18 protein-coding genes are annotated in these 19433 nt (G+C 64.3%); 16 read left to right on the top strand and 2 right to left on the bottom strand.

What is annotated here, in order from left to right; genetic code table 11:
* Positions 1-4: 4 nt before the first annotated feature.
* Both JQ553_RS29945 and JQ553_RS29940 read left to right on the top strand, forming a co-directional pair.
* Complete coding sequence (locus tag JQ553_RS29945; protein ID WP_212503660.1) at positions 5-3133, top strand: efflux RND transporter permease subunit; 3129 nt, start codon at positions 5-7, stop codon at positions 3131-3133.
* A 2-nt stretch (positions 3134-3135) separates the two neighbouring features.
* Positions 3136-3972 (top strand): amidohydrolase family protein, encoded by an 837-nt coding sequence (locus tag JQ553_RS29940; protein WP_249144692.1) that lies wholly within the window; start codon positions 3136-3138, stop codon positions 3970-3972.
* 6 nt (positions 3973-3978) lie between these two features.
* On the opposite strand, the gene erpA is transcribed toward JQ553_RS29940, so the two are convergent.
* On the bottom strand, positions 3979-4308 hold the full coding sequence (gene erpA / locus JQ553_RS29935) for an iron-sulfur cluster insertion protein ErpA (protein ID WP_212503659.1): 330 nt from the start codon (positions 4306-4308) through the stop codon (positions 3979-3981).
* 146 nt (positions 4309-4454) lie between these two features.
* Between erpA and JQ553_RS29930 the strand changes: the two genes are divergently transcribed.
* The 12 genes from JQ553_RS29930 (at position 4455) to surE (ending at position 16415) form a co-directional block, all read left to right on the top strand.
* Positions 4455-5663 (top strand): deoxyguanosinetriphosphate triphosphohydrolase, encoded by a 1209-nt coding sequence (locus JQ553_RS29930; RefSeq protein ID WP_212503658.1) that lies wholly within the window; start codon positions 4455-4457, stop codon positions 5661-5663.
* A 9-nt stretch (positions 5664-5672) separates the two neighbouring features.
* Complete coding sequence (gene argS / locus JQ553_RS29925; RefSeq protein WP_212503657.1) at positions 5673-7469, top strand: arginine--tRNA ligase; 1797 nt, start codon at positions 5673-5675, stop codon at positions 7467-7469.
* A gap of 118 nt (positions 7470-7587) precedes the next feature.
* On the top strand, positions 7588-9075 hold the full coding sequence (locus tag JQ553_RS29920) for an SPOR domain-containing protein (protein ID WP_212503656.1): 1488 nt from the start codon (positions 7588-7590) through the stop codon (positions 9073-9075).
* 46 nt (positions 9076-9121) lie between these two features.
* Complete coding sequence (nagZ, locus tag JQ553_RS29915) at positions 9122-10144, top strand: beta-N-acetylhexosaminidase (RefSeq protein WP_212503655.1); 1023 nt, start codon at positions 9122-9124, stop codon at positions 10142-10144.
* A complete protein-coding gene (locus tag JQ553_RS29910) occupies positions 10141-10968 on the top strand; it encodes a ScpA family protein (RefSeq protein WP_212503654.1) in 828 nt (275 codons plus the stop codon). The genes nagZ and JQ553_RS29910 overlap by 4 nt, the downstream gene beginning before the upstream one ends.
* 21 nt (positions 10969-10989) lie before the next feature.
* On the top strand, positions 10990-11754 hold the full coding sequence (scpB, locus tag JQ553_RS29905) for an SMC-Scp complex subunit ScpB (RefSeq protein WP_249144690.1): 765 nt from the start codon (positions 10990-10992) through the stop codon (positions 11752-11754).
* A gap of 146 nt (positions 11755-11900) precedes the next feature.
* Positions 11901-12134, top strand: a complete 234-nt coding sequence (locus JQ553_RS29900) for a twin-arginine translocase TatA/TatE family subunit (RefSeq protein ID WP_212503652.1) — start codon at positions 11901-11903, stop codon at positions 12132-12134.
* Between the two features lie 157 nt (positions 12135-12291).
* Complete coding sequence (gene tatB / locus JQ553_RS29895) at positions 12292-12816, top strand: Sec-independent protein translocase protein TatB (RefSeq protein WP_212503651.1); 525 nt, start codon at positions 12292-12294, stop codon at positions 12814-12816.
* Positions 12813-13613, top strand: coding sequence for a twin-arginine translocase subunit TatC (tatC, locus tag JQ553_RS29890; protein WP_212503650.1), 801 nt, complete (start codon positions 12813-12815; stop codon positions 13611-13613). The genes tatB and tatC overlap by 4 nt, the downstream gene beginning before the upstream one ends.
* Before the next feature lie 194 nt (positions 13614-13807).
* On the top strand, positions 13808-15139 hold the full coding sequence (serS, locus tag JQ553_RS29885; RefSeq protein WP_212503649.1) for a serine--tRNA ligase: 1332 nt from the start codon (positions 13808-13810) through the stop codon (positions 15137-15139).
* Between the two features lie 12 nt (positions 15140-15151).
* Complete coding sequence (locus tag JQ553_RS29880; protein WP_212503648.1) at positions 15152-15604, top strand: hypothetical protein; 453 nt, start codon at positions 15152-15154, stop codon at positions 15602-15604.
* Between the two features lie 43 nt (positions 15605-15647).
* The gene (gene surE, locus JQ553_RS29875; RefSeq protein WP_212503647.1) at positions 15648-16415 is read left to right on the top strand and encodes a 5'/3'-nucleotidase SurE; all 768 of its coding nucleotides are present in this window, start codon (positions 15648-15650) and stop codon (positions 16413-16415) included.
* A gap of 112 nt (positions 16416-16527) precedes the next feature.
* Here the strand turns inward: surE and JQ553_RS29870 are convergent, their stop codons facing one another.
* A complete protein-coding gene (locus tag JQ553_RS29870; RefSeq protein ID WP_212503646.1) occupies positions 16528-16905 on the bottom strand; it encodes a response regulator in 378 nt (125 codons plus the stop codon).
* Positions 16906-17314: 409 nt separating this feature from the next.
* Here JQ553_RS29870 and JQ553_RS29865 point away from each other — a divergent pair, with 409 nt between their 5' ends.
* Both JQ553_RS29865 and JQ553_RS29860 read left to right on the top strand, forming a co-directional pair.
* A complete protein-coding gene (locus JQ553_RS29865) occupies positions 17315-17935 on the top strand; it encodes a protein-L-isoaspartate(D-aspartate) O-methyltransferase (protein WP_409363101.1) in 621 nt (206 codons plus the stop codon).
* A 109-nt stretch (positions 17936-18044) separates the two neighbouring features.
* On the top strand, positions 18045-19394 hold the full coding sequence (locus tag JQ553_RS29860; RefSeq protein ID WP_212503645.1) for a peptidoglycan DD-metalloendopeptidase family protein: 1350 nt from the start codon (positions 18045-18047) through the stop codon (positions 19392-19394).
* Positions 19395-19433 lie beyond the last annotated feature (39 nt).

Here is a 19433-nt window from a genome sequence, read left to right as displayed (position 1 = left end):
AGCCATGACGCTCTCCGAGCTCTGCATCCGCCGCCCGGTGATGACGACGCTGATTACGGCGTCGATCATCGCATTCGGCGTGTTTGGCTTCCGCCTGCTGCCGGTCTCCGCGCTGCCGAGGGTGGACTTTCCGACCATCGCCGTAACCGCGACCCTGCCGGGCGCCAGTGCCGATACGATGGCGGCCTCGGTCGCCGGCATCATCGAGCGCCAGCTCTCGACGATCGCCGGCATCTCCTCGATGTCCTCGAATTCCTCGCAGGGTACGAGCGTCATCACCATCCAGTTCGACCTCAACCGCAACATCGACGCCGCCGCGCTCGACGTGCAGACCGCGCTGACCATCGCGCAGCGCCGCCTGCCGATCGAAATGACGATCCCGCCGAGCTTCCGCAAAGTGAATCCGGCGGATTTCCCGGTGCTGTTCGTGGCCCTGAGTTCGGCGACCCTGCCGCTGTCGGCGGTTAACGAGTATGGCGACATCACGATCGGGCAGGCGCTGTCGCAGCTTCCAGGCGTCGCGCAGGTGCTGATCTACGGCGCGCAAAAGTTCGCCATCCGCGTCCAGGCCGATCCCGAGGCGGCGGCCGCGCGCGGGGTCTCGATGGAAGACATCCGCGCCGCGGTCTCGCGCGCCAATTCCTCGACCCCGGTCGGTACGCTGAACGGTCCGAAGCAGGACGTGGCGTTGCAGGCCTCCGGCCAGATGGACAAGGCGGCCGACTACCGCCACATCTACGTCGCCTGGCGCAACGGCTCGCCGGTCCGGCTGGACGAGATCGCCAAGGTCTATGACAGCGTCGAGAACGACAAGATTGCAACCTGGATGAACGACGAGCGCGCCATCGTGCTCGCGATCCAGAAGCAGCCGGACGCCAATACCGTCGCCGTGGTCGACTCCGTGCTGGCAAAACTGCCGACGCTGCGCGCGGCAATCCCCCCGTCGGTGACCATGCGGGTCATGATGGATCGCTCGATCTCGGTCCGGCAGGCCGTTAGCGACGTCGAGGAGACTCTGCTGATCGCGGTCGCGCTGGTGATCCTGGTGATCTTCCTGTTCCTGCGCTCGGCTTCGGCGACGTTCATCCCGGCACTCGCGGTGCCGATCTCGCTGTTCGGCACCTGCGCGGCGATGTACGCGCTGGACTATTCCATCAACAACATGACGCTGCTGGCGCTCACACTCTCGGTCGGCTTCGTGGTCGACGACGCCATCGTCATGCTCGAGAACATCGTCCGCCATATCGAGCACGGCATGAAGCCGTATGAGGCGGCGCTGAAGGGCGCCCGGGAAATCGGCTTCACCATCATCTCGATCACCTTCTCGCTGATCGCCGTGTTCATCCCGGTGCTGCTGATGGGCGGCATCGTCGGCCGCGTGTTCCGTGAATTCGCCGTGACGATTTCGGTCGCGATCATCGTCTCCGGCTTCGTGTCGTTGACGCTGACGCCGATGCTGTGTGCCCGCGTGTTGCGCGTCCATGATGCAAGCAAGCGGCCGAATATCGTGCTCCGCGTCTTTGAGCGGATGTTCGAATCCTGGCTGCGCGCATATGAATGGGCGCTCGACTGGGTGCTGGCCAAGAAGGCCTTGATGCTCGCGGTGACGCTCGCAACGCTCGGCGGCACCATCTATCTCTACGCGATCGTGCCGAAGGGCTTCTTCCCCCAGGAAGACACTGGCTTCCTGATCGGCGTGACCGAAGCCGCGACCGATACCTCCTTCGAGGCCATGAAGGTGCGCCAGCAGGCGCTGGTCGACGTGCTGAAGACCGATCCGGCGATCGACTACATCAACTCCACCGTGGGTTCCGGCGGCCCGAACCCGACCGCGAATTACGGCCGCCTGTTCATCGCGCTGAAGCCGCAGAAGAGCCGCGACAGCGCGGCCGTCGTCGTTGGCCGGCTGCGCGCCAAGGCTCGCCAGATTCCGGGCATGCAGGCGTTCTTCCAGAGCATTCAGAACCTCAATATCGGCGGCCGCATCTCCAAGAGCCAGTACCAGTATGTGATGCAGAGCGGCGATACCGAAGCGCTCTACCGCCTGGCGCCGGAGATGCGCGACAAGATCGAGAAAATTCCGGGCCTGCTCGACGTCACCACCGACCTCTACATCAAGAACCCGCAGATGACGGTCGACATCGACCGCGAGAAGGCGGCGGTCTATGGCGTCACCGTCGACCAGGTTCGCAACCAGCTCTACAACGCCTTCGGCTCGCGGCAGATCGGCACCATCTACATGCCGTCGAATGACTACCAGATCATTCTGGAGGCGCAGCCGCAGTTCCGCGTCGACCCGTCCGATCTCTCCAAGCTCTACATGAAAACCGGAAACGGCCAGACCATCCCGCTGGACGCGGTGGCGAAGCTCGTGCCGTCGGTCGGTCCGCTGCAGATCAATCACCAGGGCCAGCAGCCGGCGGTGACGATCTCTTTCAACCTCGCGCCGGGCTACTCGCTGGGCTACGCGGTCGACCAGGTCACCGAGCTCGAGCAGAAGTCGAACCTGCCGGCGACGATCTCGACGGGCTTTTCGGGGACCGCGCAGGTATTTCAGGATTCGCTGCGCGGGCAGGGCGTGCTGATCCTCGCCGCGGTGTTCGCAGCCTTCGTGATCCTCGGCATCCTCTACGAGAGCTTCATCCACCCGATCACCATCATCTCCGGACTGCCGTCGGCCGGCATCGGCGCGATCCTGACGCTGATGCTGTTCGGTATGGAGCTGTCGGTCATCGCGATGATCGGCATCGTGATGCTGGTCGGCATCGTCAAGAAGAACGCCATCATGATGGTCGACTTCGCGCTGGAGCGCCGCCGGGTCGGCTTGAGTGCCGAGCACGCGATCCGCGAGGCCGCACTGCTCCGCTTCCGGCCGATCATGATGACGACTTTCGCGGCGATCTTCGGCACGTTGCCAATCGCGCTCGGCGCGGGCGCCGGCGCCGAACTGCGTCAGCCGCTCGGCGTTGCCGTGGTCGGCGGCCTCTGCGTATCGCAACTGCTGACGCTGTTCATCACGCCCGTGATCTACATCTATCTCGACCGTATCGACCGCAGGCTGCGGCGCAAGCTCGAGCCGCAGCTCGAGACCGGCGGCGACGTCGAGCGGCCGCAAGTGGCCGCCGCGGAATGACGATGTTTCGCAGTGTGACTCGCGCCGGATGCGTCCTTGCCCTGGCGATGGTCGCATCGTTCACGGCTTACGCCGGTGAGCCGATCGAGATCTTTGATGCGCATCTGCACTACAATTGGGAGCCGAAGCCGTTCTATCAGCCGGACGAGGTGCTCGCGCTGCTCAAGAGGAATCGCGTCACCGGCATTCTGGCGACCAGCCGCCCCAATACCGGGACGCATGTGCTGGTAGACGCGAAGGCGGAGGGTCTGCAGGTGGTGCCGTTCATCCGGCCATACCGGGTCCGGCCGGACATCCAGACCTGGTTCAACGACCCCACGATCTTCGATCTCGTCAAGGACGAATTCAAGCGCGGCTATTACCGCGGCATCGGTGAATTCCACCTCTCCGGCAAGGCGGCCGAGAGCGAATGGGTGAAGAAGGTGGTCGACTTCGCCGTTGCCAACGATCTCTATTTGCACGCCCATTCCGACGCCGAAGCCGTCGATATCCTGATGCGTCACAATCCGCGCGCGCGGATCATCTGGGCGCACACCGGATTCGGGCTCGCGACCGAGAGCGTCGCAGCGATGCTGTCGAAATATCCGAAGCTCTGGGGCGAACTGTCCTATCGAAGCGGTATCGTGGACGGGGCCGGCGCGCTGACGGCGGAGTGGCGCGCGCTGTTCGAGCGATATCCCGATCGATTCCTGCTCGGCTCGGACACCTGGATTCCCGAGCGCTGGGCGAGCTACAGCGAGATCATGGCAGGCTACCGCGCCTGGCTCGACCAGTTGCCGCCGGATATTGCTGCAAGGATTGCGTACCGCAACGCCCGCACGATGTTCGCGGCGCGTTGATCCGGCTCAGATCGAGAAACTGGTGCCGCAGCCGCAAGAGGCAGTGGCGTTCGGGTTGACGACACGGAACGAGGCGCCGATCAGATCATCGACAAAATCGACCTCCGAGCCGGCGAGGAACGGGACCGAGGCTGGGTCGACCAGCACCACCGCGTTGTCCCGCTCGATCACGAGGTCGTCATCGGCCTGGTTGCGTTCGACGTCGAATTTATACTGAAACCCGGAGCAGCCACCGCCCTCGACTGAGATGCGCAACTTGGCGCCGTCCCCCTCGTTTTGAAGGATCTGCCCGATGCGGCGGGCGGCCCGCGGGGTAATGGTGACAGCGGCGGTCATCGCAAAGGTCTCCAAGGCCTTGACTTGAGCATGAAGCCGATCACGGATCACGCCCCGCGCGTCATACCCAATTCATTTGGTATCCCGCACCCGCCATAGTTAAGTGCGTCGGCCCATGGAATCAAATGGATAAGGACTAAAATACCGTGTCGGTCGGAATGGCTGCCCCCCGCGCGAAATATGCCTGCGATCCCGACCGCAGCAGGGGTCGGCTGTTCGCCGAGCCTCCGAGCAAGACCCGCAGCCCCTTCCGGCGCGACTGCGACCGGGTGATCCATTCCACGGCGTTCCGCCGCCTGAAGCACAAGACCCAGGTCTTCATCTTCCACGAGGGTGACCACTACCGCACCAGGCTGACCCATTCGCTCGAGGTCGCCCAGATCGCCCGCGCGCTGGCCCGGCAGCTCGGGCTCGACGAGGACCTGACCGAGACATTGGCGCTGGCACATGATCTCGGCCATCCGCCGTTCGGGCATGCGGGGGAGCGAGCCCTCGACGCATGCCTGAAGGACTGCGGCGGCTTCGATCACAATGCGCAGACGCTGCGGGTCGTGACCTCGCTGGAGCACCGCTATCCCGAATTCGGCGGGCTGAACCTGACCTGGGAGTCTCTCGAAGGCATCGTCAAGCACAACGGTCCACTGACCGAGCACAGCGGAGCGCCCATCGCGCGCTATCTCGAAGGCGGCGTTCCGGTCGGGATCGCCGACTACAACGCAATCCACGATCTCGAGCTCTGGAGCTACGCCTCGCTGGAGGCGCAGGTCGCGGCCTTCGCCGACGACATCGCTTATGACGCCCACGATATCGACGATGGTCTGCGCGCCGGACTGTTCGTTGTCGACGACCTCAAGGAGATGCCGCTGACATCGGAGATCATCGGCGACATCGACCGCCACTATCCCGGGCTTGACGAGGTGAGGCGAGGCGCCGAACTGGTGCGCGAGCTCATCTCCCATTTCATCAGCGCGGTGTTTTCGGAGGCGAGCAATCGGCTCGCCGCGGCCAAGCCGCAATCGGCCCATGACGTGCGCCGTCACCACGCGCCGCTGATCGCGTTTCCTGCTGACGTGGCCGGCGAGGAGGCGGCAATCAAGGCGTTCCTGTACCGCCGGATGTACCGACACCCCCGCGTGATGGAGATCATGGGGGATGCGGAACAGGTCGTGCGGAACCTCTTCGAGCGCTACCGGCAATCGCCGGGCGACCTGCCCGCCGAATGGATCGAGGGGACCGAGCGCGAGACCGAGGGCGCGCGGAGCCGGCGGATCGGCAATTTCATCGCAGGGATGACCGATCGTTTCGCCCTGATCGAGCACCAAAGGCTTTTTGACTCGACCCCGGATTTGCGTTAGGCGGCGGCCATGGCCGACAATTCAGCTTCACCGCATCTTTTCGCCGACGTCCTGGCGCGCGTGCACGCCATTTGTGCGGCGATCGCAGCCGAGGACAACTGGCCCGCCGGCATCGATTTGTCCCGCGTTGTGGTCGAGCCGCCGCGCGACGCGAGCCATGGCGACATGGCGACCAATGCCGCTATGGTGCTCGCCAAGGATGCCAAGGCAAAGCCGCGTGAACTCGCCGACAAGATCGCAGACCGGCTGCGCGCCGACGCTCTGGTGGACTCTGTCGATGTCGCGGGACCGGGCTTCATCAATCTTGCGCTGAAGCCGGAGGTCTGGGCCGACGCTCTGTGCGCCGTGCTCGCCGCGGGCGCGACCTACGGGCAGAGCGGCATCGGCAAGGCCGAGAAGGTCAATGTCGAGTATGTTTCGGCCAACCCGACCGGGCCGATGCATGTCGGCCACTGCCGCGGTGCCGTGTTCGGCGACGCGCTTTGCAGCTTGCTGCAATTCGCAGGCTTCGACGTCTGCCGCGAATACTACATCAACGACGCCGGCGCCCAGGTCGACGTGCTCGCGCGTTCGGCGTTCCTGCGTTATCGCGAGGCGCTCGGGGAAGACATCGGAGCGATCCCGGAAGGCTTGTATCCCGGAGACTACCTGAAGCCGGTCGGAGAGGCGCTGGCGAACGAATTCGGCGACAAGCTGCGCGGCATGTCGGAGGCCGAGTGGCTGCCGATCGTGCGCGACAGGGCGATCACCATGATGATGGAGATGATCAAGGGCGATCTCGCCGCGCTCAACATCCATCACGACGTGTTCTTCTCCGAACGGTCGCTGATCGCATCGGGCAACAACAAGGTCGCCGAGACCATCGACTTTCTGCGCGCGAAGGGCGACATCTACGAGGGACGCCTGCCGCCGCCGAAGGGCAAGCCGGTGGAGGATTACGAGGACCGCGAGCAGTCGCTGTTCCGCGCCACGGCTTACGGCGACGATGTCGACCGCCCGCTGATCAAGTCGGACGGCAGTTATACTTACTTCGCCTCCGACATCGCCAATCACAAGAACAAGTTCGACCGCGGCTTTGCCAATCTGATCGACGTGTTCGGAGCCGATCACGGCGGCTACATCAAGCGGATGCAGGCGGCGGTGAAGGCGGTCACCGCAGGCAAGGCGACGCTCGACGTCAAGATCGTGCAACTCGTCAGGCTGTTGCGTGACGGCGAGCCGGTGAAGATGTCGAAACGATCAGGCGAGTTCGTCACGCTGCGCGAGGTCGTCGACGAGGTCGGCTCGGACGCCGTGCGGTTCATGATGTTGTTTCGCAAGAACGACGCGGTGCTCGATTTCGACCTCGCCAAGGTGATCGAGCAGTCCAAGGACAATGCCGTATTCTACGTCCAGTACGGGCATGCCCGCGGCCACTCGATCTTCCGCAATGCGCGGGAGGAGGCGGTTCCGGACCTGCCCGAGGCGGATGGCGCCCGGCTGGCCTATCTGCGGAACGCCGCCGTGGAACGGCTGATCGACCCGGCAGAACTCGATCTCCTCAAGCGCCTGGCGCTTTTTCCCCGGATGATTGAGGCGGCCGCCATCGCACATGAACCGCACCGAATCGCTTTTTATCTGTATGATTTGGCCAGTGAATTCCACGCGCTTTGGACCAAAGGGCGCGATTTGCCCTATTTACGCTTCATTATCAATAATGATGCAGAACTCACGAAGGCGCGGCTGGCAATGGTTCAGGGCGTTGTCTCGGTTCTGGCATCGGGCTTAGCTGTGCTAGGCGTCCACGCCCCGACCGAGATGCGGTAGGCAGGGGCATTGGCCCTCACAAATGGGGGTTTGTGAGGGGTATCTGGCAGGTGCCAATTCGTTCGTACCAGTCCGTACTGGCGATTTGGCGCTGTCCCGTAGGGGATACATGATCACTATGGCTGATCGATATCAGAACCGACCTTTTCCCGCCGCCGACGATTACGATCGCGGATCGTATTCCGATGCGGCCGGCAAGGCCGAGAGCGACCCGCTCGCCGAACTGGCCCGGCTGATCGGCCAGAGCGATCCGTTCGGCTCCGCCACCAAGGCGGCGCTTGCTCCGCAGCCGCTGCAGTCGCGCGCCAATATCCGGCCGCAGCCGTACCAGCCGCTGGCGGAGGACGAGGAAGAGGACGCTGCGCCTGCGCCGGCGGGTCCGCCGCAATGGATGCAGCGCGCGCGCCATGAACCGGCTCCGCCGCCGCTCAAGCATGATTACGAAGAGCCCCAGCAGGCCTACCAGCCGAGCCCCGTCCACCCGTTGCACCGTTATGCAGCCCAACCGGCACAACCCGCGCCCGAGCCGGACTTTCGCGAGGAAGATCTGCCGTTCCACGACAACGGCCATCACAGCGACCCGTCGCATTATGACGATGCGCTGTATGGGCAGCTGGAAGGCGGCGAGCAGGATCTGCAGCGCGACCCGGCCTATCCGGACGATCCCTACGCCTATCAGGGCTATGAGGAAGAGCCCGAGCCACGCAGGCGCACGAGCGGCTTGATCACCGTTGCCGCGGTGCTGGGGCTTGCGGTGGTCGGGACCGGAGCGGCATTCGCCTACCGCACCTATGTCGGGTCGCCTCGCACCGGCGAGCCGCCGATCATCAGGGCCGACAATACGCCGACCAAGGTGATGCCAGCGCAGACTGATGCGCCGGCCAAGACGCCAGACCGCTTGGCCTCAGGCGACGGCATGGAAAAGATCGTGTCGCGCGAGGAAACGCCTGTCGACGTCAACGCGAAGGCGGGCGGACCGCGCGTCGTTTTTCCGCCCCTTAACGCCAATGCTAACCCGCCGTCGATCGCAAGCGTAGCGACGGCTGCGCCCCCTCCTGTTACGCCGCCAGCCAATGGCACGCTCGCGAACGGCGAGCCGCGCAAGATCCGTACCTTGTCCGTGAAGGGTGATGCGTCTGACGCCGCCGCGCCGCCGACCACGGCCAAGCTACCGGCGAGCGCGACGGCCGCCAAACCGCCGGCTGCGCACGGCAACCCTGCCTCGGCCAATGCAAGTGCGAACACGCCGCTGTCGATTGCTCCCGGCGGACAGCCCGAGCAGGCCCCGGCAGCGCTTCCGACCCGGGTGGCATCGACGGCGCCCGCGCCGGCCGCCGCCACGAGCGGCGGAGGCTATCTCGTCCAGGTGTCCTCACAGAGGACCGAGGCCGATGCGCAGGCGTCGTACCGGGCCCTGCAGGGCAAGTACGGCAACGTGCTCGGCTCGCAGGCTTCAGTGGTGAAGCGCGTCGACCTGAGCGACAAGGGCAAGGGGATCGTCTATCGCGCCTTTGCCGGTCCGTTCAATTCCGTGGAAGAAGCGACGCAGGTGTGCAGCAGCCTCAAGGCCGCCGGCGGACCGCAGTGCCTCATCCAAAGAAATTAATGGCCGTTTCCTTGACCCGTGAGCCCTATGCGGCCTAATCGGCCGGATGACGAACCGCGCATTCATCACTGGCGTATCCGGACCGGTCCTCAGCGACGCTGAACGCGACTTCATCCGCGCTGAGCGGCCATGGGGCTTCATCTTGTTCAAGCGCAACATTGAGGCGCCGGCGCAAGTTGCTGCTCTTGCCGAACAGTTGCGGAAGGCGGCGGGGCAGGCGGATGCGCCGATCCTGATCGACCAGGAGGGTGGGCGGGTGCAGCGGCTTGGTCCGCCCCACTGGCCGGTCTATCCGCCGGGCGCGAGCTTCGGAGCGCTCTACGACATCGATCGGAATCTCGGCCTGACGGCGGCGCGGCTGAGCTCCCGTCTGATCGCGGCCGATTTGATCGATCTCGGGATCACGGTCGACTGCCTGCCGTTGGCCGATGTTCCGGTCGCAGGTGCCGACGCTGTGATCGGTAATCGTGCCTATGGAACCGAGCCGGACAAGGTCGCGGCGATTGCCCGGGCGGTCACCGACGGGCTGGAACAGGGCGGTGTGCTGCCGGTTCTCAAACACGTACCCGGTCACGGAAGGGCCACGGCGGACAGCCATTTCCGGCTTCCCACGGTCGATGCCGCGAAATCCGAGCTGGAACGGACCGATTTCGCCGCGTTCCGGCCGCTCGCGAATCTGCCGATGGCGATGACCGCACATGTTGTGTTTAGCGCGCTCGACCCCGCCCAACCGGCGACGACTTCTGCGACAATCATTGAACAGGTGATTCGCGGCGCGATCGGGTTCCAAGGTTTGTTGATGAGTGATGATGTGTCGATGAATGCGTTGGCCGGATCGATGGCGGAGCGGGCTCAGGCCATCGTCAGCGCCGGTTGTGACATCATCCTGCACTGCAACGGCAACATCGACGAAATGCGCGCGGTCGCCCGGGAGGCGCCGGAGCTCACTGGCAAGGCGCTGGAGCGCGCCAATCAGGCGCTGGCGGCGCGGAAGCAGCCGGAGCCGCTGGACCGGCAGGCGGCGCGGGCAGAGCTGGACGCGTTGATGGATCGGATCGGAACGGCATGACCGCTGAGATTCTATCGTTTGAAACGGGACGTCCGGCGGAGGTTGAGGTCGCGGAAGGCGAGCCGGCGCTGGTGGTCGACGTCGAGGGTTATGAAGGTCCGCTCGACCTGCTGTTGACGCTGGCGCGTCAGCAGAAGGTGGATCTGGCAAAGATCTCGATCCTTGCGCTTGCCGACCAATACCTCTCGTTCATCGAGGCCGCGCGCAAGATCCGCCTCGAGCTTGCCGCCGACTATCTCGTGATGGCGGCGTGGCTTGCGTTCCTGAAGTCGCGGCTCTTGCTGCCGGAGCCGCCGAGCGCGGAAGGGCCCAGCGCGGAGGAGATGGCGACGGCGCTTGCCAATCGGCTACGCCGCCTGGAAGCGATCCGCGAGGCGGCGAACCGCCTGATGAACCGGCCGCAGTTCCAGCGCGATATCTTTCCCCGCGGCAATCCGGAGACGATCGCCGAGATCAGGCACCCGAGATTCACCGCAACGCTGTACGACCTGCTGTCGGCCTATGCCGCGCAACGCCAGCAGCGCGTCCTGGCCTCGGTGCATCTCGCCAAGCGAACAGTGTGGTCGCTTGCGGAGGCGCGCGCCTCGCTGGAGCGCCTCGTCGGCATCGCCGAGGACTGGAGCTGCCTTGACGAGTATCTGATGAACTACGTCGCCGACCCCTCGCAGAAGGCGACGGTCTTCGCGTCGAGCTTTGCCGCAGCCCTCGAATTGGTTCGCGAAGGCGAGATGGAAATCAATCAGAAGCAGGCGTTCGCGCCGATCTATTTCCGGAAGCGTCCGCCGCAAGCCGCGATGGCTGCGCCGGACCTGTCGGTTGAGTAAGTGGAAGAAGGAGAGCAAGCCATGGCAAGCTTGGCGGAAAAGCGCATAGAAGAGGCCGAGGAGGTTGCTCCGGCGGATCCGATGGCGCGTCCCGAAGAGTTGCGGCTGCTGGAAGCGCTGCTGTTCGCCTCGGCCGAACCGGTCGATCAGGCGACGCTCGCAAAGCGGATGCCCGACGGCGTCGACGTCAAGGCAGCGTTAGCGCAACTGCAGGCGGAATACGCGCCGCGCGGCGTCAACCTGGTGCGCGTCGCCAACAAGTGGACATTCCGCACCGCCGGCGATCTGTCGTGGCTGATGACGCGCGAGAGCACCGAGACGCGGCGGCTGTCGCGAGCGGCGATCGAAGTGCTCGCGATCATCGCCTATCACCAGCCGGTGACACGCGCCGAGATCGAGGAGATCCGCGGCGTGGTCACATCAAAGGGTACGCTTGATGTGCTGCTGGAGACCGGCTGGATCCGCCCGCGCGGCCGCCGCAAGACACCGGGCCGTCCGCTGACTTTCGGAACGACGGACGGGTTCCTGTCGCAGTTCAGCCTGGAAGCGCTCGGAGATCTGCCGGGGCTCGAGGAGCTCAAGGGCACCGGTCTTCTCGACTCGCGCCTGCCGACCGGCTTCAGCGTTCCCTCGCCATCTGATGATGCGGCGCTCAGGGAGGATGAGGAGCCGCTCGAGCCCGGCGATACGTTGGAACTGCTGCTCGCGCCTGGAGCCGAACTCGAGCCCAGGACAAGCGATGCCGGAAGCGGTGACGATGCGGGCAGCGAGGAGAAGGGCGAATAGCCCGGATATTCCCGGTTAACGGTAGCAATATTGCGTAGCCGCGACAGCGATTTGCCGCGGCCGAAGTCCTTGTTTTTGACACCCCGCGGGCCTACTTTTCGTGGAAGTTCAGGCCGGTGAGCCGGCCATTTCTGGAGGGTTGCAGGATGGGTTCACTTAGCATTTGGCACTGGATCGTCGTGATCGCAGTGGTCCTGCTGCTGTTCGGGCGCGGCAAGATTTCGGACCTGATGGGCGACGTGGCCCAGGGCATCAAGGCGTTCAAGAAGGGCATGCAGGACGACGACAAGGCTGCGGACAAGCCCGAACCTGCCAAGGCCATTGACCACAATGCGACGCCGACGGCCGCGCGGTCCGATGTCGGCAGCAAGGCCGTCTAAGGTCCTTGTATTGACGGTTATTTCGACGTTTTTCTTTTGCGCGAACCGGTGACGCCGTCGCTCGAAAGCGCTATGCCGGTTGAGAAAAGACGCCGGCGGCCCCAACTTATGTCAGGACGAATTGGGGCGTCAGTGGCGCGCTGAGGCGGAAGAATTCATGTTCGATATCGGGTGGAGTGAACTGGTTGTCATCGCGGTCGTCGCGCTGATCGCCATCGGCCCGAAGGAACTGCCGGGCGTGCTGCGCATGGTCGGGCAATGGATGGGCAAAGCCCGCAAGATGGCCGCCGAATTCCAGGGCCAGTTCCAGGAGGCCATGCGCGAGGCCGAGATGGCCGATCTCAAGAAGAGCTTTGACGAAGTCAAGGACGCCGCCACGGGGCTTGCCAGCGGCAACATCATGACCTCGCTGCAGAAGGACGTCAGCGACGCGCTGCAGATCGAGAAGCCCGCGGATGCGCAGGTGGCATCGGCGATCGATGCGCCGGCGACGTCGGCAGACGATGCGGCGGTGGTGCCGACGACGCCGGCCGCACCTGTGCCGGAGACCTTCGTCGAGGCCGAGACCCACGCGGCAGCCAGCGAGCCGCTTGCGATTACCAGCGAGGTGCAGCCGCATCCTGGGCCCGAGGACGTGACGCCAGCGCACCCCGACGTGATCAAGGACGCGAGAGCGTCATGAGCGCCGAAGACATCGAGGCCAGCAAGGCCCCCTTGATGGATCATTTGATCGAGCTGCGTTCGCGGCTGATCAAGGCGCTGCTCGGTTTCGGCGTGGCCTTCATCTTCTGCTTCATCTTCGCCAAGCAGATTTACAACGTCCTCGTCTGGCCATTCGTCTGGGTGGCGGGGCCGGAGAATTCGAAGTTCATCTACACGGCGCTGCTGGAATATTTCATCACCCAGCTCAAACTCGCGCTGTTCGGCGCCGCGTTCATCTCGTTTCCGATCGTCGCGACCCAGATCTACAAATTCGTCGCGCCCGGCCTTTACCGGCATGAACGCAACGCCTTTCTGCCTTACCTTGTGGCGACGCCAGTGTTTTTTGTGCTTGGCGCGATGCTGGTCTATTTCGTCGTGCTGCCGATGCTGATCCGCTTCTCGCTCGGCATGCAACAGGCCGGCGGCGCGGAGACCGCGCAGATCGCCCTCCTGCCTAAGGTCGGCGAATATCTCTCGCTGATGATGTCCCTGATCTTCGCGTTCGGGATCGCGTTCCAGCTTCCGGTGATCCTGACGCTCCTTGGCAGGATCGGCATCGTCACGTCGAAAATGCTGCGGGAGAAACGGCGCTATTTCATCGTCATCGCCTTCGTCATCGCGGCCGTACTGACGCCGCCCGACGTGCTGAGCCAGGCCTCGCTCGCGATTCCGCTGCTCGCACTCTATGAGGGCGCCATCTTCGCCGTGCAGATCGTGGAAAAGAAGGCTGCGAACGCCTCGTCCGGGGCCCCGTCGGCGACCAATCCGGCCGAGTAGGACGTCACACATCCGGTGTCAGGCCCCGCGAAGGCTTGGGTATCCGGTACCCTGCGGCCTTCCGATTTTGTCACTGATGTCTCCGGAATACCGGATCGCCCGCTTTCGCGGGCGAGGACCGGTGTGGTAGTTGGGACGTTGGCCGTCGGCATGACGTTTGATGGTCGACGCGTAGCTGCCAGGACCGACCCCCAATGCACGACATCAAAGCCATCCGCGAAAACCCGTCGGCCTTTGACGGCGGCCTGAGGCGCCGCGGGCTTGGTCCGTTGTCGCCTTCGCTGCTCGCGATTGACGAGAAGCGCCGCGCCGCGATCCTGGCGTCGGAGCAGGCGCAGGCTCGGCGCAATGCGGCGTCCAAGGAGATCGGCGACGCCAAGAAGGCCAAGGACGAGGCGCGCGCAGCCAAACTGATGGCCGAGGTGGCCGAACTCAAGACCACGATGCCGGAGCTTGAGCTGGCAGCCAGGTCCGCTGACGAGGAACTCGCGAAGCAACTGTCCGCGATCCCAAATCTGCCGCTTGATGAAGTGCCCGATGGCGCCGATGAGCATGCCAATGTCCAGCATCACGTCTTCGGCAAGCAGCGCGACTACGGTTTTGTGCCGAAGCTGCATGACGATCTCGGCACCGCGCTCGGCGACATGGATTTCGAGGCGGCAGCGAAACTGTCCGGCGCGCGCTTCGTCGTGCTCAAGAAAGGCCTGGCGCGGCTCGAGCGCGCGATTGGCCAGTTCATGCTCGATCTGCACACGGGTGAGCACGGCTACATCGAGATCAATCCGCCGCTTCTGGTGCGCGACGCCGTGATGTACGGCACCGGGCAATTGCCGAAGTTCGAGGACGATCAGTTCTGGGCGATCAAGGGCGAGTTACTTGCAGCGGCCGATGCGGATTTGCGCAGCGAGCGCCTCGGCCTCATCCCGACAGCCGAAGTCTCGCTGACCAATCTCGTGCGCGAATCCATTGTCGACGAAAAAGAACTGCCAATGCGGCTCACGGCGCTGACGCCATGCTTCCGCGCCGAGGCGGGTGCCGCCGGGCGCGACACGCGCGGCATGATCCGCCAGCATCAATTTACAAAGGTCGAACTGGTGTCAATCACAACACCGGAGACCAGCAAGGACGAGCTCGAGCGCATGCTGGCCTGCGCGGAAGAAGTATTACGCCGTCTCGACCTTCATTACCGCGTGATGACGCTGTGCGCCGGCGACATGGGATTCTCCGCGCAGAAGACCTACGACATCGAGGTGTGGATGCCGGGGCAGGGCGATGGCGGCGCTTATCGCGAGATCTCGAGCTGCTCGGTGTGCGGCGACTTCCAGGCCCGCCGCATGGATGCGCGCTATCGTGGACCAGACGGCAAGCCGCGCTTCGTGCACACACTGAACGGTTCGGGCACGGCGGTCGGTCGGGCGCTGATCGCTGTGATGGAAACCTATCAGCAGCAGGACGGCTCGATCGCGGTCCCCGATGTCTTGCAGTCCTATATGGGCGGCCTCAAGGTCATCGATCACGGCATGTAAGGAGTTCGCGCAATGGCACTGCACCGTGACATCCACTGGCTTGGGCGCCAATGGGCCGTCACGGGGCACGGGCTGCAATTGATCGATCAGAGGCTGAAGGGCGACTTCGACATCGAGATAGCGCGCCTGTGGGAAACGGACCTGGTCCCGACGATGCATGCCAAGGTGTGGCTGAACAAGCCGGATTTCGACAAGGCGCTCGACGTGGCGCGGGCGCGGTTTGCCAAGGCGGCGCCTGGAGCGGGGCCAGAGACCGCCGCGGTTGCGCCGCCGCCGCCATCCACACCCACCGCTGATGAACTCCTCGCGAAGTTGAAGCGGACGCCGGTTCCGGTGGCGCAGGGCAAGCCGTTTTCGCCGGCATTCAATGGCAAGATCGCGGGCAGCGCCCGATTTGTCCATCCGTGGCGCGCCAAACTGACACGCTGGCACAGGAATTTGCCGGGTTTGCCTCCGCGGTCCTAGCCGGCTAAGACGTCGGCTTTGCAATCAAAGGGCAATTTGACGGATGCGAATTCTCTGCACCAATGATGACGGCATCCACGCTCCGGGACTGGAGATCGTCGAGCAGATCGCGCGGGCATTGTCGGACGACGTCTGGATCGTCGCGCCGGAGCTTGATCAGTCCGGTGTCTCGCATTCGCTGTCGCTGAACGACCCGCTGCGGCTGCGCGAGGTCGGTCCGCGACATTTCGCGGTGCGCGGCACGCCGACCGACTGCGTCATCATGGGGGCGCGTTATATTCTGGGCGACAAGCTGCCGGATCTCGTGCTGAGCGGCGTCAACAAGGGCCGCAACGTCGCAGAGGACGTCGTGTATTCCGGCACCATCGCCGGCGCGCTGGAAGGCACCATTCTTGGATTGCCGTCGTTTGCGCTGTCGCAGGAGTTCAGCGCGGACACGCGCGAGAAGCCGTTATGGGAGACGGCGCTGAAATTTGGACCGGACATCGTGCGCAAGGTCCTCGAGGCCGGCATTCCCAGGAATACCGTCGTCAACGTCAACTTCCCGTCCTGCATGCCTGATGACGTCGTGGGCATCCGCGTCACGCGGCAGGGCAAGCGCAATCTCGGCTTCCTGAAGGTCGATCGCCGCCATGACGGACGCGGCAATCCGTATTTCTGGATTGGCTTCGAGCGCGCCGCGATGATGGATACGCCAGCGGAAGGCACCGATCTCGCTGCGCTCGCCGCACGCTATGTCTCGGTGACGCCGCTGCGCCTTGACCGCACCGATGAGGCGTTTTCGCAAACGCTGGATGCGGCGCTGAAGTGATGCCGGCCCAAGCGTGATCGCTTCGGTTCTGATTCAATCAGAACCGAACCGAAGCTCCAGATTTTGACTCGTTTTCCTTACGCGAACCCGCACCGCTTCGCTCGAAACCGCTTCAGGCCGGCCCTTCCTTCATTGCGCTTGTGATCACCTGGGCCAGCGTTTCGAGCTGGAACGGCTTCTGCAGCGCTGGGCGGTCGCGATATTCCGGCGGCAGGCCCGAGGAGCCGTAACCGGTTGCGAAAATGAAGGGGCGGTTGCGCGCGTTGATCAGTTCGGCGACCGGGGTGATGACCTTGCCGTTGACGTTGACGTCGAGGATTGCGAGGTCGAAATCGGTGGATTGCGCGAGCTTGACCGCCTCGCCGATCTCGCCGGCCTCGGCCGCCACGCTGTGGCCGAGTTCCTCCAGCATATCGGCGACCATCATGCGGATCATGACCTCGTCCTCCACGAGGAATACAGAACAGCCCGCCGGCCGTGTCGCAGTCATGATCAAATCCTTGCCCGTCAAAAATCAAGGCTCGCAAATAACGTCAGGCCGTGCAACGCAAACCTTGGAGGGATTGCCGCAATTTCGGATACAGCGAGACGTCTTCCGCGATCCGCCGCCAGGTCAATATGGGTCTTCTTGACTGACCGGCGAGCGGCGTCGCAACGCGGTGGCCGCCATTCAAGCTCAGGGCCGTTGATCGCGCGCCATTGCCGATCATATGGGAGGATGGCGGTCGCTAAATGCGAAAGCGGGCGCCCTTGTTCCGCTCTGGGAACAATTTTCTGGGGAAATTTTCCCTTAACGCGGCGTTTCGATTTCAAATGGCATGAAGCTGTCCGGAAATCCTGCGCTACTGCCCAAGGACGCCGACGAAAGCATCGCCGTGACTCAAACTCCGCCCGAGAAAATGATGTTTCAGCTCACCCTGCGGCGGCGGGGGATCAGCGACCGGGCCGTGCTGCGGGCCATGGAAGAGGTGCCGCGCGACGTCTTCGTCGAGGCGCGCGACCGCACCGAGGCCTATCGCGACAGTGCGCTTGCCATCGCTTGCGGCCAGACCATCAGCCAGCCCTTCGTGGTCGCCTACATGACCGAGCAGCTCCAGCTCCAGAAGCAGCACCGCGCACTCGAGATCGGCACCGGATCCGGCTACCAGGCTGCGATCCTGTCCCGCCTGTGCCAGCATGTGCTGACCGTCGAGCGGTACCGGACACTGGCCGACACCGCCCGCAAGCGGCTTGAAACGCTCGGCTATTACAATATCGAGGTTCTGCTCGGGGACGGTTACGACATGCCGGCCGGCGCAGGGGACTTCGACCGCATCATCGTGACCGCAGCGATGGAGCAGATCCCGGACAAGCTCCTGCAGCGGCTCGAGCCCGGCGGCGTGTTGATTGCCCCCGTCGGACCGCATCACGGCACCCAGACGCTGGTTCGCATGGTCAGAACGGAGGCCGGATTCGACCGCAAGGATCTGGTCGATGTGCGCTTTGTGCCGGCGTTGCCCGGCATTGCCCGCGAACTCTAGGTCAGCGGATTGCCGCTTGCGGCCAACATCTTATTCCAAGGGTTAAGCGGTTATTTACTCGGCGCGTGTTTACTCAAAGTGATCGTTAGTTGCGTACGAGTGAGTAACCATGTCAGGTATCGTCGAGTTGCTTCGCTCGCGTCGCGTGCCGCAGATCGCGGTGCTGGCGCTGATGTCCGCCGCTTTTGCCGGCTGCAGCGCCGACATGTCGTCGCGCTTCTCGCAAAGTTCCTACTCGCAGAATCCGTTCGCGTTTGATCCGCAGCCGACGAGCAGCGTGCCGGCGCAGCCGGTCGAGCGTCGCGAGCAGCCGCAATATACGCGGCCGCAGTCGCCGCCTCCGCAGCAGTCTTATCAGTCACAGCCGCTGCCGCCGCCGGTCTCGGCGCCGCAATCCTATCCGGTGTCCGGAAAGGGCGTGTCCGGAGGCGGCCGTGGGGTTGCGTCCTACGCGCCACCCCCGGCACGCCCTCAGCTTGAATCCACCGGCACGGTTCCGCGTTCGGTCGCAGCGGCGCACGGCAGCAGCAGCACCACCATCATCGTGGGTACCAGCGATACGCTGGAAGTGCTGGCCAAGCGCTACAATGTCACGACCGCCGAAATCCTGCGGGCCAACCGCTACAAGGGTCCGCGCGCGCTGTCGCCCGGACAGCAGCTGATTATTCCGCGGCCGACAGCGACGGCTGCGGCACCCGCGCCGGTGGCGCCAGCCGGCAAGCCGGTTGCCGTGGCGGCCGGTCCGGCCACCGTCCACTTCGTCAATCGCGGCGACACGCTGCGCAGCATCGCGCATCAGCATCACGTCTCCGTGGCCGAACTCGCCAGAGCCAACAATCTCGACCAGTCGGCCAAGCTCAGCCTCGGCATGAAGCTGATCGTCCCCGGCGCCAAAACCGCAGCTGCTGCGCCGGTTGCACCGGCCCCCGTGGCCGCGCCGGCGATGCCGGCTCCAAAGGTTGTCGCGAACGCCCAGCCGCAGCAGAGCGCGCGGCTGGTCCAGCCGACCGCCAGTATCGAGGATCTGCCGGCGGCCGCTGAAACGCCGGCGGTGAAGTCCAGCGAGGCCACCGGCGCACTGCCTACCTTCCGCTGGCCGGTGCGTGGCAAGGTCATCACGAGCTATGGCGCGAAGACCAACGGCAAGGCCAATGACGGCATCAACGTGGCGGTGCCCGAGGGGACACCGATCAAGGCCGCCGAGGACGGCGTCGTCGCGTATTCCGGCAACGAGTTGAAGGGGTATGGCAATCTGGTCCTGGTCCGCCACTCCAACGGCTACGTTACCGCCTACGCCCATGCGAGCGAGCTGCTGGTGAAGCGCGGAGACACGATCAGGCGCGGTCAGGTAATCGCCAAGTCGGGGCAATCAGGCGAGGTCGGATCACCACAGCTCCACTTCGAGATCCGCAAGGGCTCGTCGGCGGTCGATCCGCTGCAGTTCCTCAACGGCGCGTGACCACAAGACCGCCGCCGTTCGGCTTACCCGGACGACCCG

Source organism: Bradyrhizobium lablabi (genome assembly GCF_018131005.1).
GTDB lineage: Bacteria > Pseudomonadota > Alphaproteobacteria > Rhizobiales > Xanthobacteraceae > Bradyrhizobium > Bradyrhizobium lablabi_D.
The sequence above is the reverse complement of the archived record's forward strand: the minus strand, read 5'-3'. Positions and strand labels throughout refer to the sequence as shown.

Bases quoted from the DNA above. Each gene is read 5' to 3' on its own strand.
- JQ553_RS29945 (WP_212503660.1), top strand. From the start codon at position 5: ATGACGCTCTCCGAGCTCTGCATCCGCCGCCCGGTGATGACGACGCTG.
- JQ553_RS29940 (WP_249144692.1), top strand. From the start codon at position 3,136: ATGTTTCGCAGTGTGACTCGCGCCGGATGCGTCCTTGCCCTGGCGATG.
- erpA (WP_212503659.1), bottom strand. From the start codon at position 4,308: ATGACCGCCGCTGTCACCATTACCCCGCGGGCCGCCCGCCGCATCGGG.
- argS (WP_212503657.1), top strand. From the start codon at position 5,673: ATGGCCGACAATTCAGCTTCACCGCATCTTTTCGCCGACGTCCTGGCG.
- JQ553_RS29920 (WP_212503656.1), top strand. From the start codon at position 7,588: ATGGCTGATCGATATCAGAACCGACCTTTTCCCGCCGCCGACGATTAC.
- nagZ (WP_212503655.1), top strand. From the start codon at position 9,122: ATGACGAACCGCGCATTCATCACTGGCGTATCCGGACCGGTCCTCAGC.
- JQ553_RS29910 (WP_212503654.1), top strand. From the start codon at position 10,141: ATGACCGCTGAGATTCTATCGTTTGAAACGGGACGTCCGGCGGAGGTT.
- scpB (WP_249144690.1), top strand. From the start codon at position 10,990: ATGGCAAGCTTGGCGGAAAAGCGCATAGAAGAGGCCGAGGAGGTTGCT.
- JQ553_RS29900 (WP_212503652.1), top strand. From the start codon at position 11,901: ATGGGTTCACTTAGCATTTGGCACTGGATCGTCGTGATCGCAGTGGTC.
- tatB (WP_212503651.1), top strand. From the start codon at position 12,292: ATGTTCGATATCGGGTGGAGTGAACTGGTTGTCATCGCGGTCGTCGCG.
- tatC (WP_212503650.1), top strand. From the start codon at position 12,813: ATGAGCGCCGAAGACATCGAGGCCAGCAAGGCCCCCTTGATGGATCAT.
- serS (WP_212503649.1), top strand. From the start codon at position 13,808: ATGCACGACATCAAAGCCATCCGCGAAAACCCGTCGGCCTTTGACGGC.
- JQ553_RS29880 (WP_212503648.1), top strand. From the start codon at position 15,152: ATGGCACTGCACCGTGACATCCACTGGCTTGGGCGCCAATGGGCCGTC.
- surE (WP_212503647.1), top strand. From the start codon at position 15,648: ATGCGAATTCTCTGCACCAATGATGACGGCATCCACGCTCCGGGACTG.
- JQ553_RS29870 (WP_212503646.1), bottom strand. From the start codon at position 16,905: ATGACTGCGACACGGCCGGCGGGCTGTTCTGTATTCCTCGTGGAGGAC.
- JQ553_RS29865 (WP_409363101.1), top strand. From the start codon at position 17,315: ATGATGTTTCAGCTCACCCTGCGGCGGCGGGGGATCAGCGACCGGGCC.
- JQ553_RS29860 (WP_212503645.1), top strand. From the start codon at position 18,045: ATGTCAGGTATCGTCGAGTTGCTTCGCTCGCGTCGCGTGCCGCAGATC.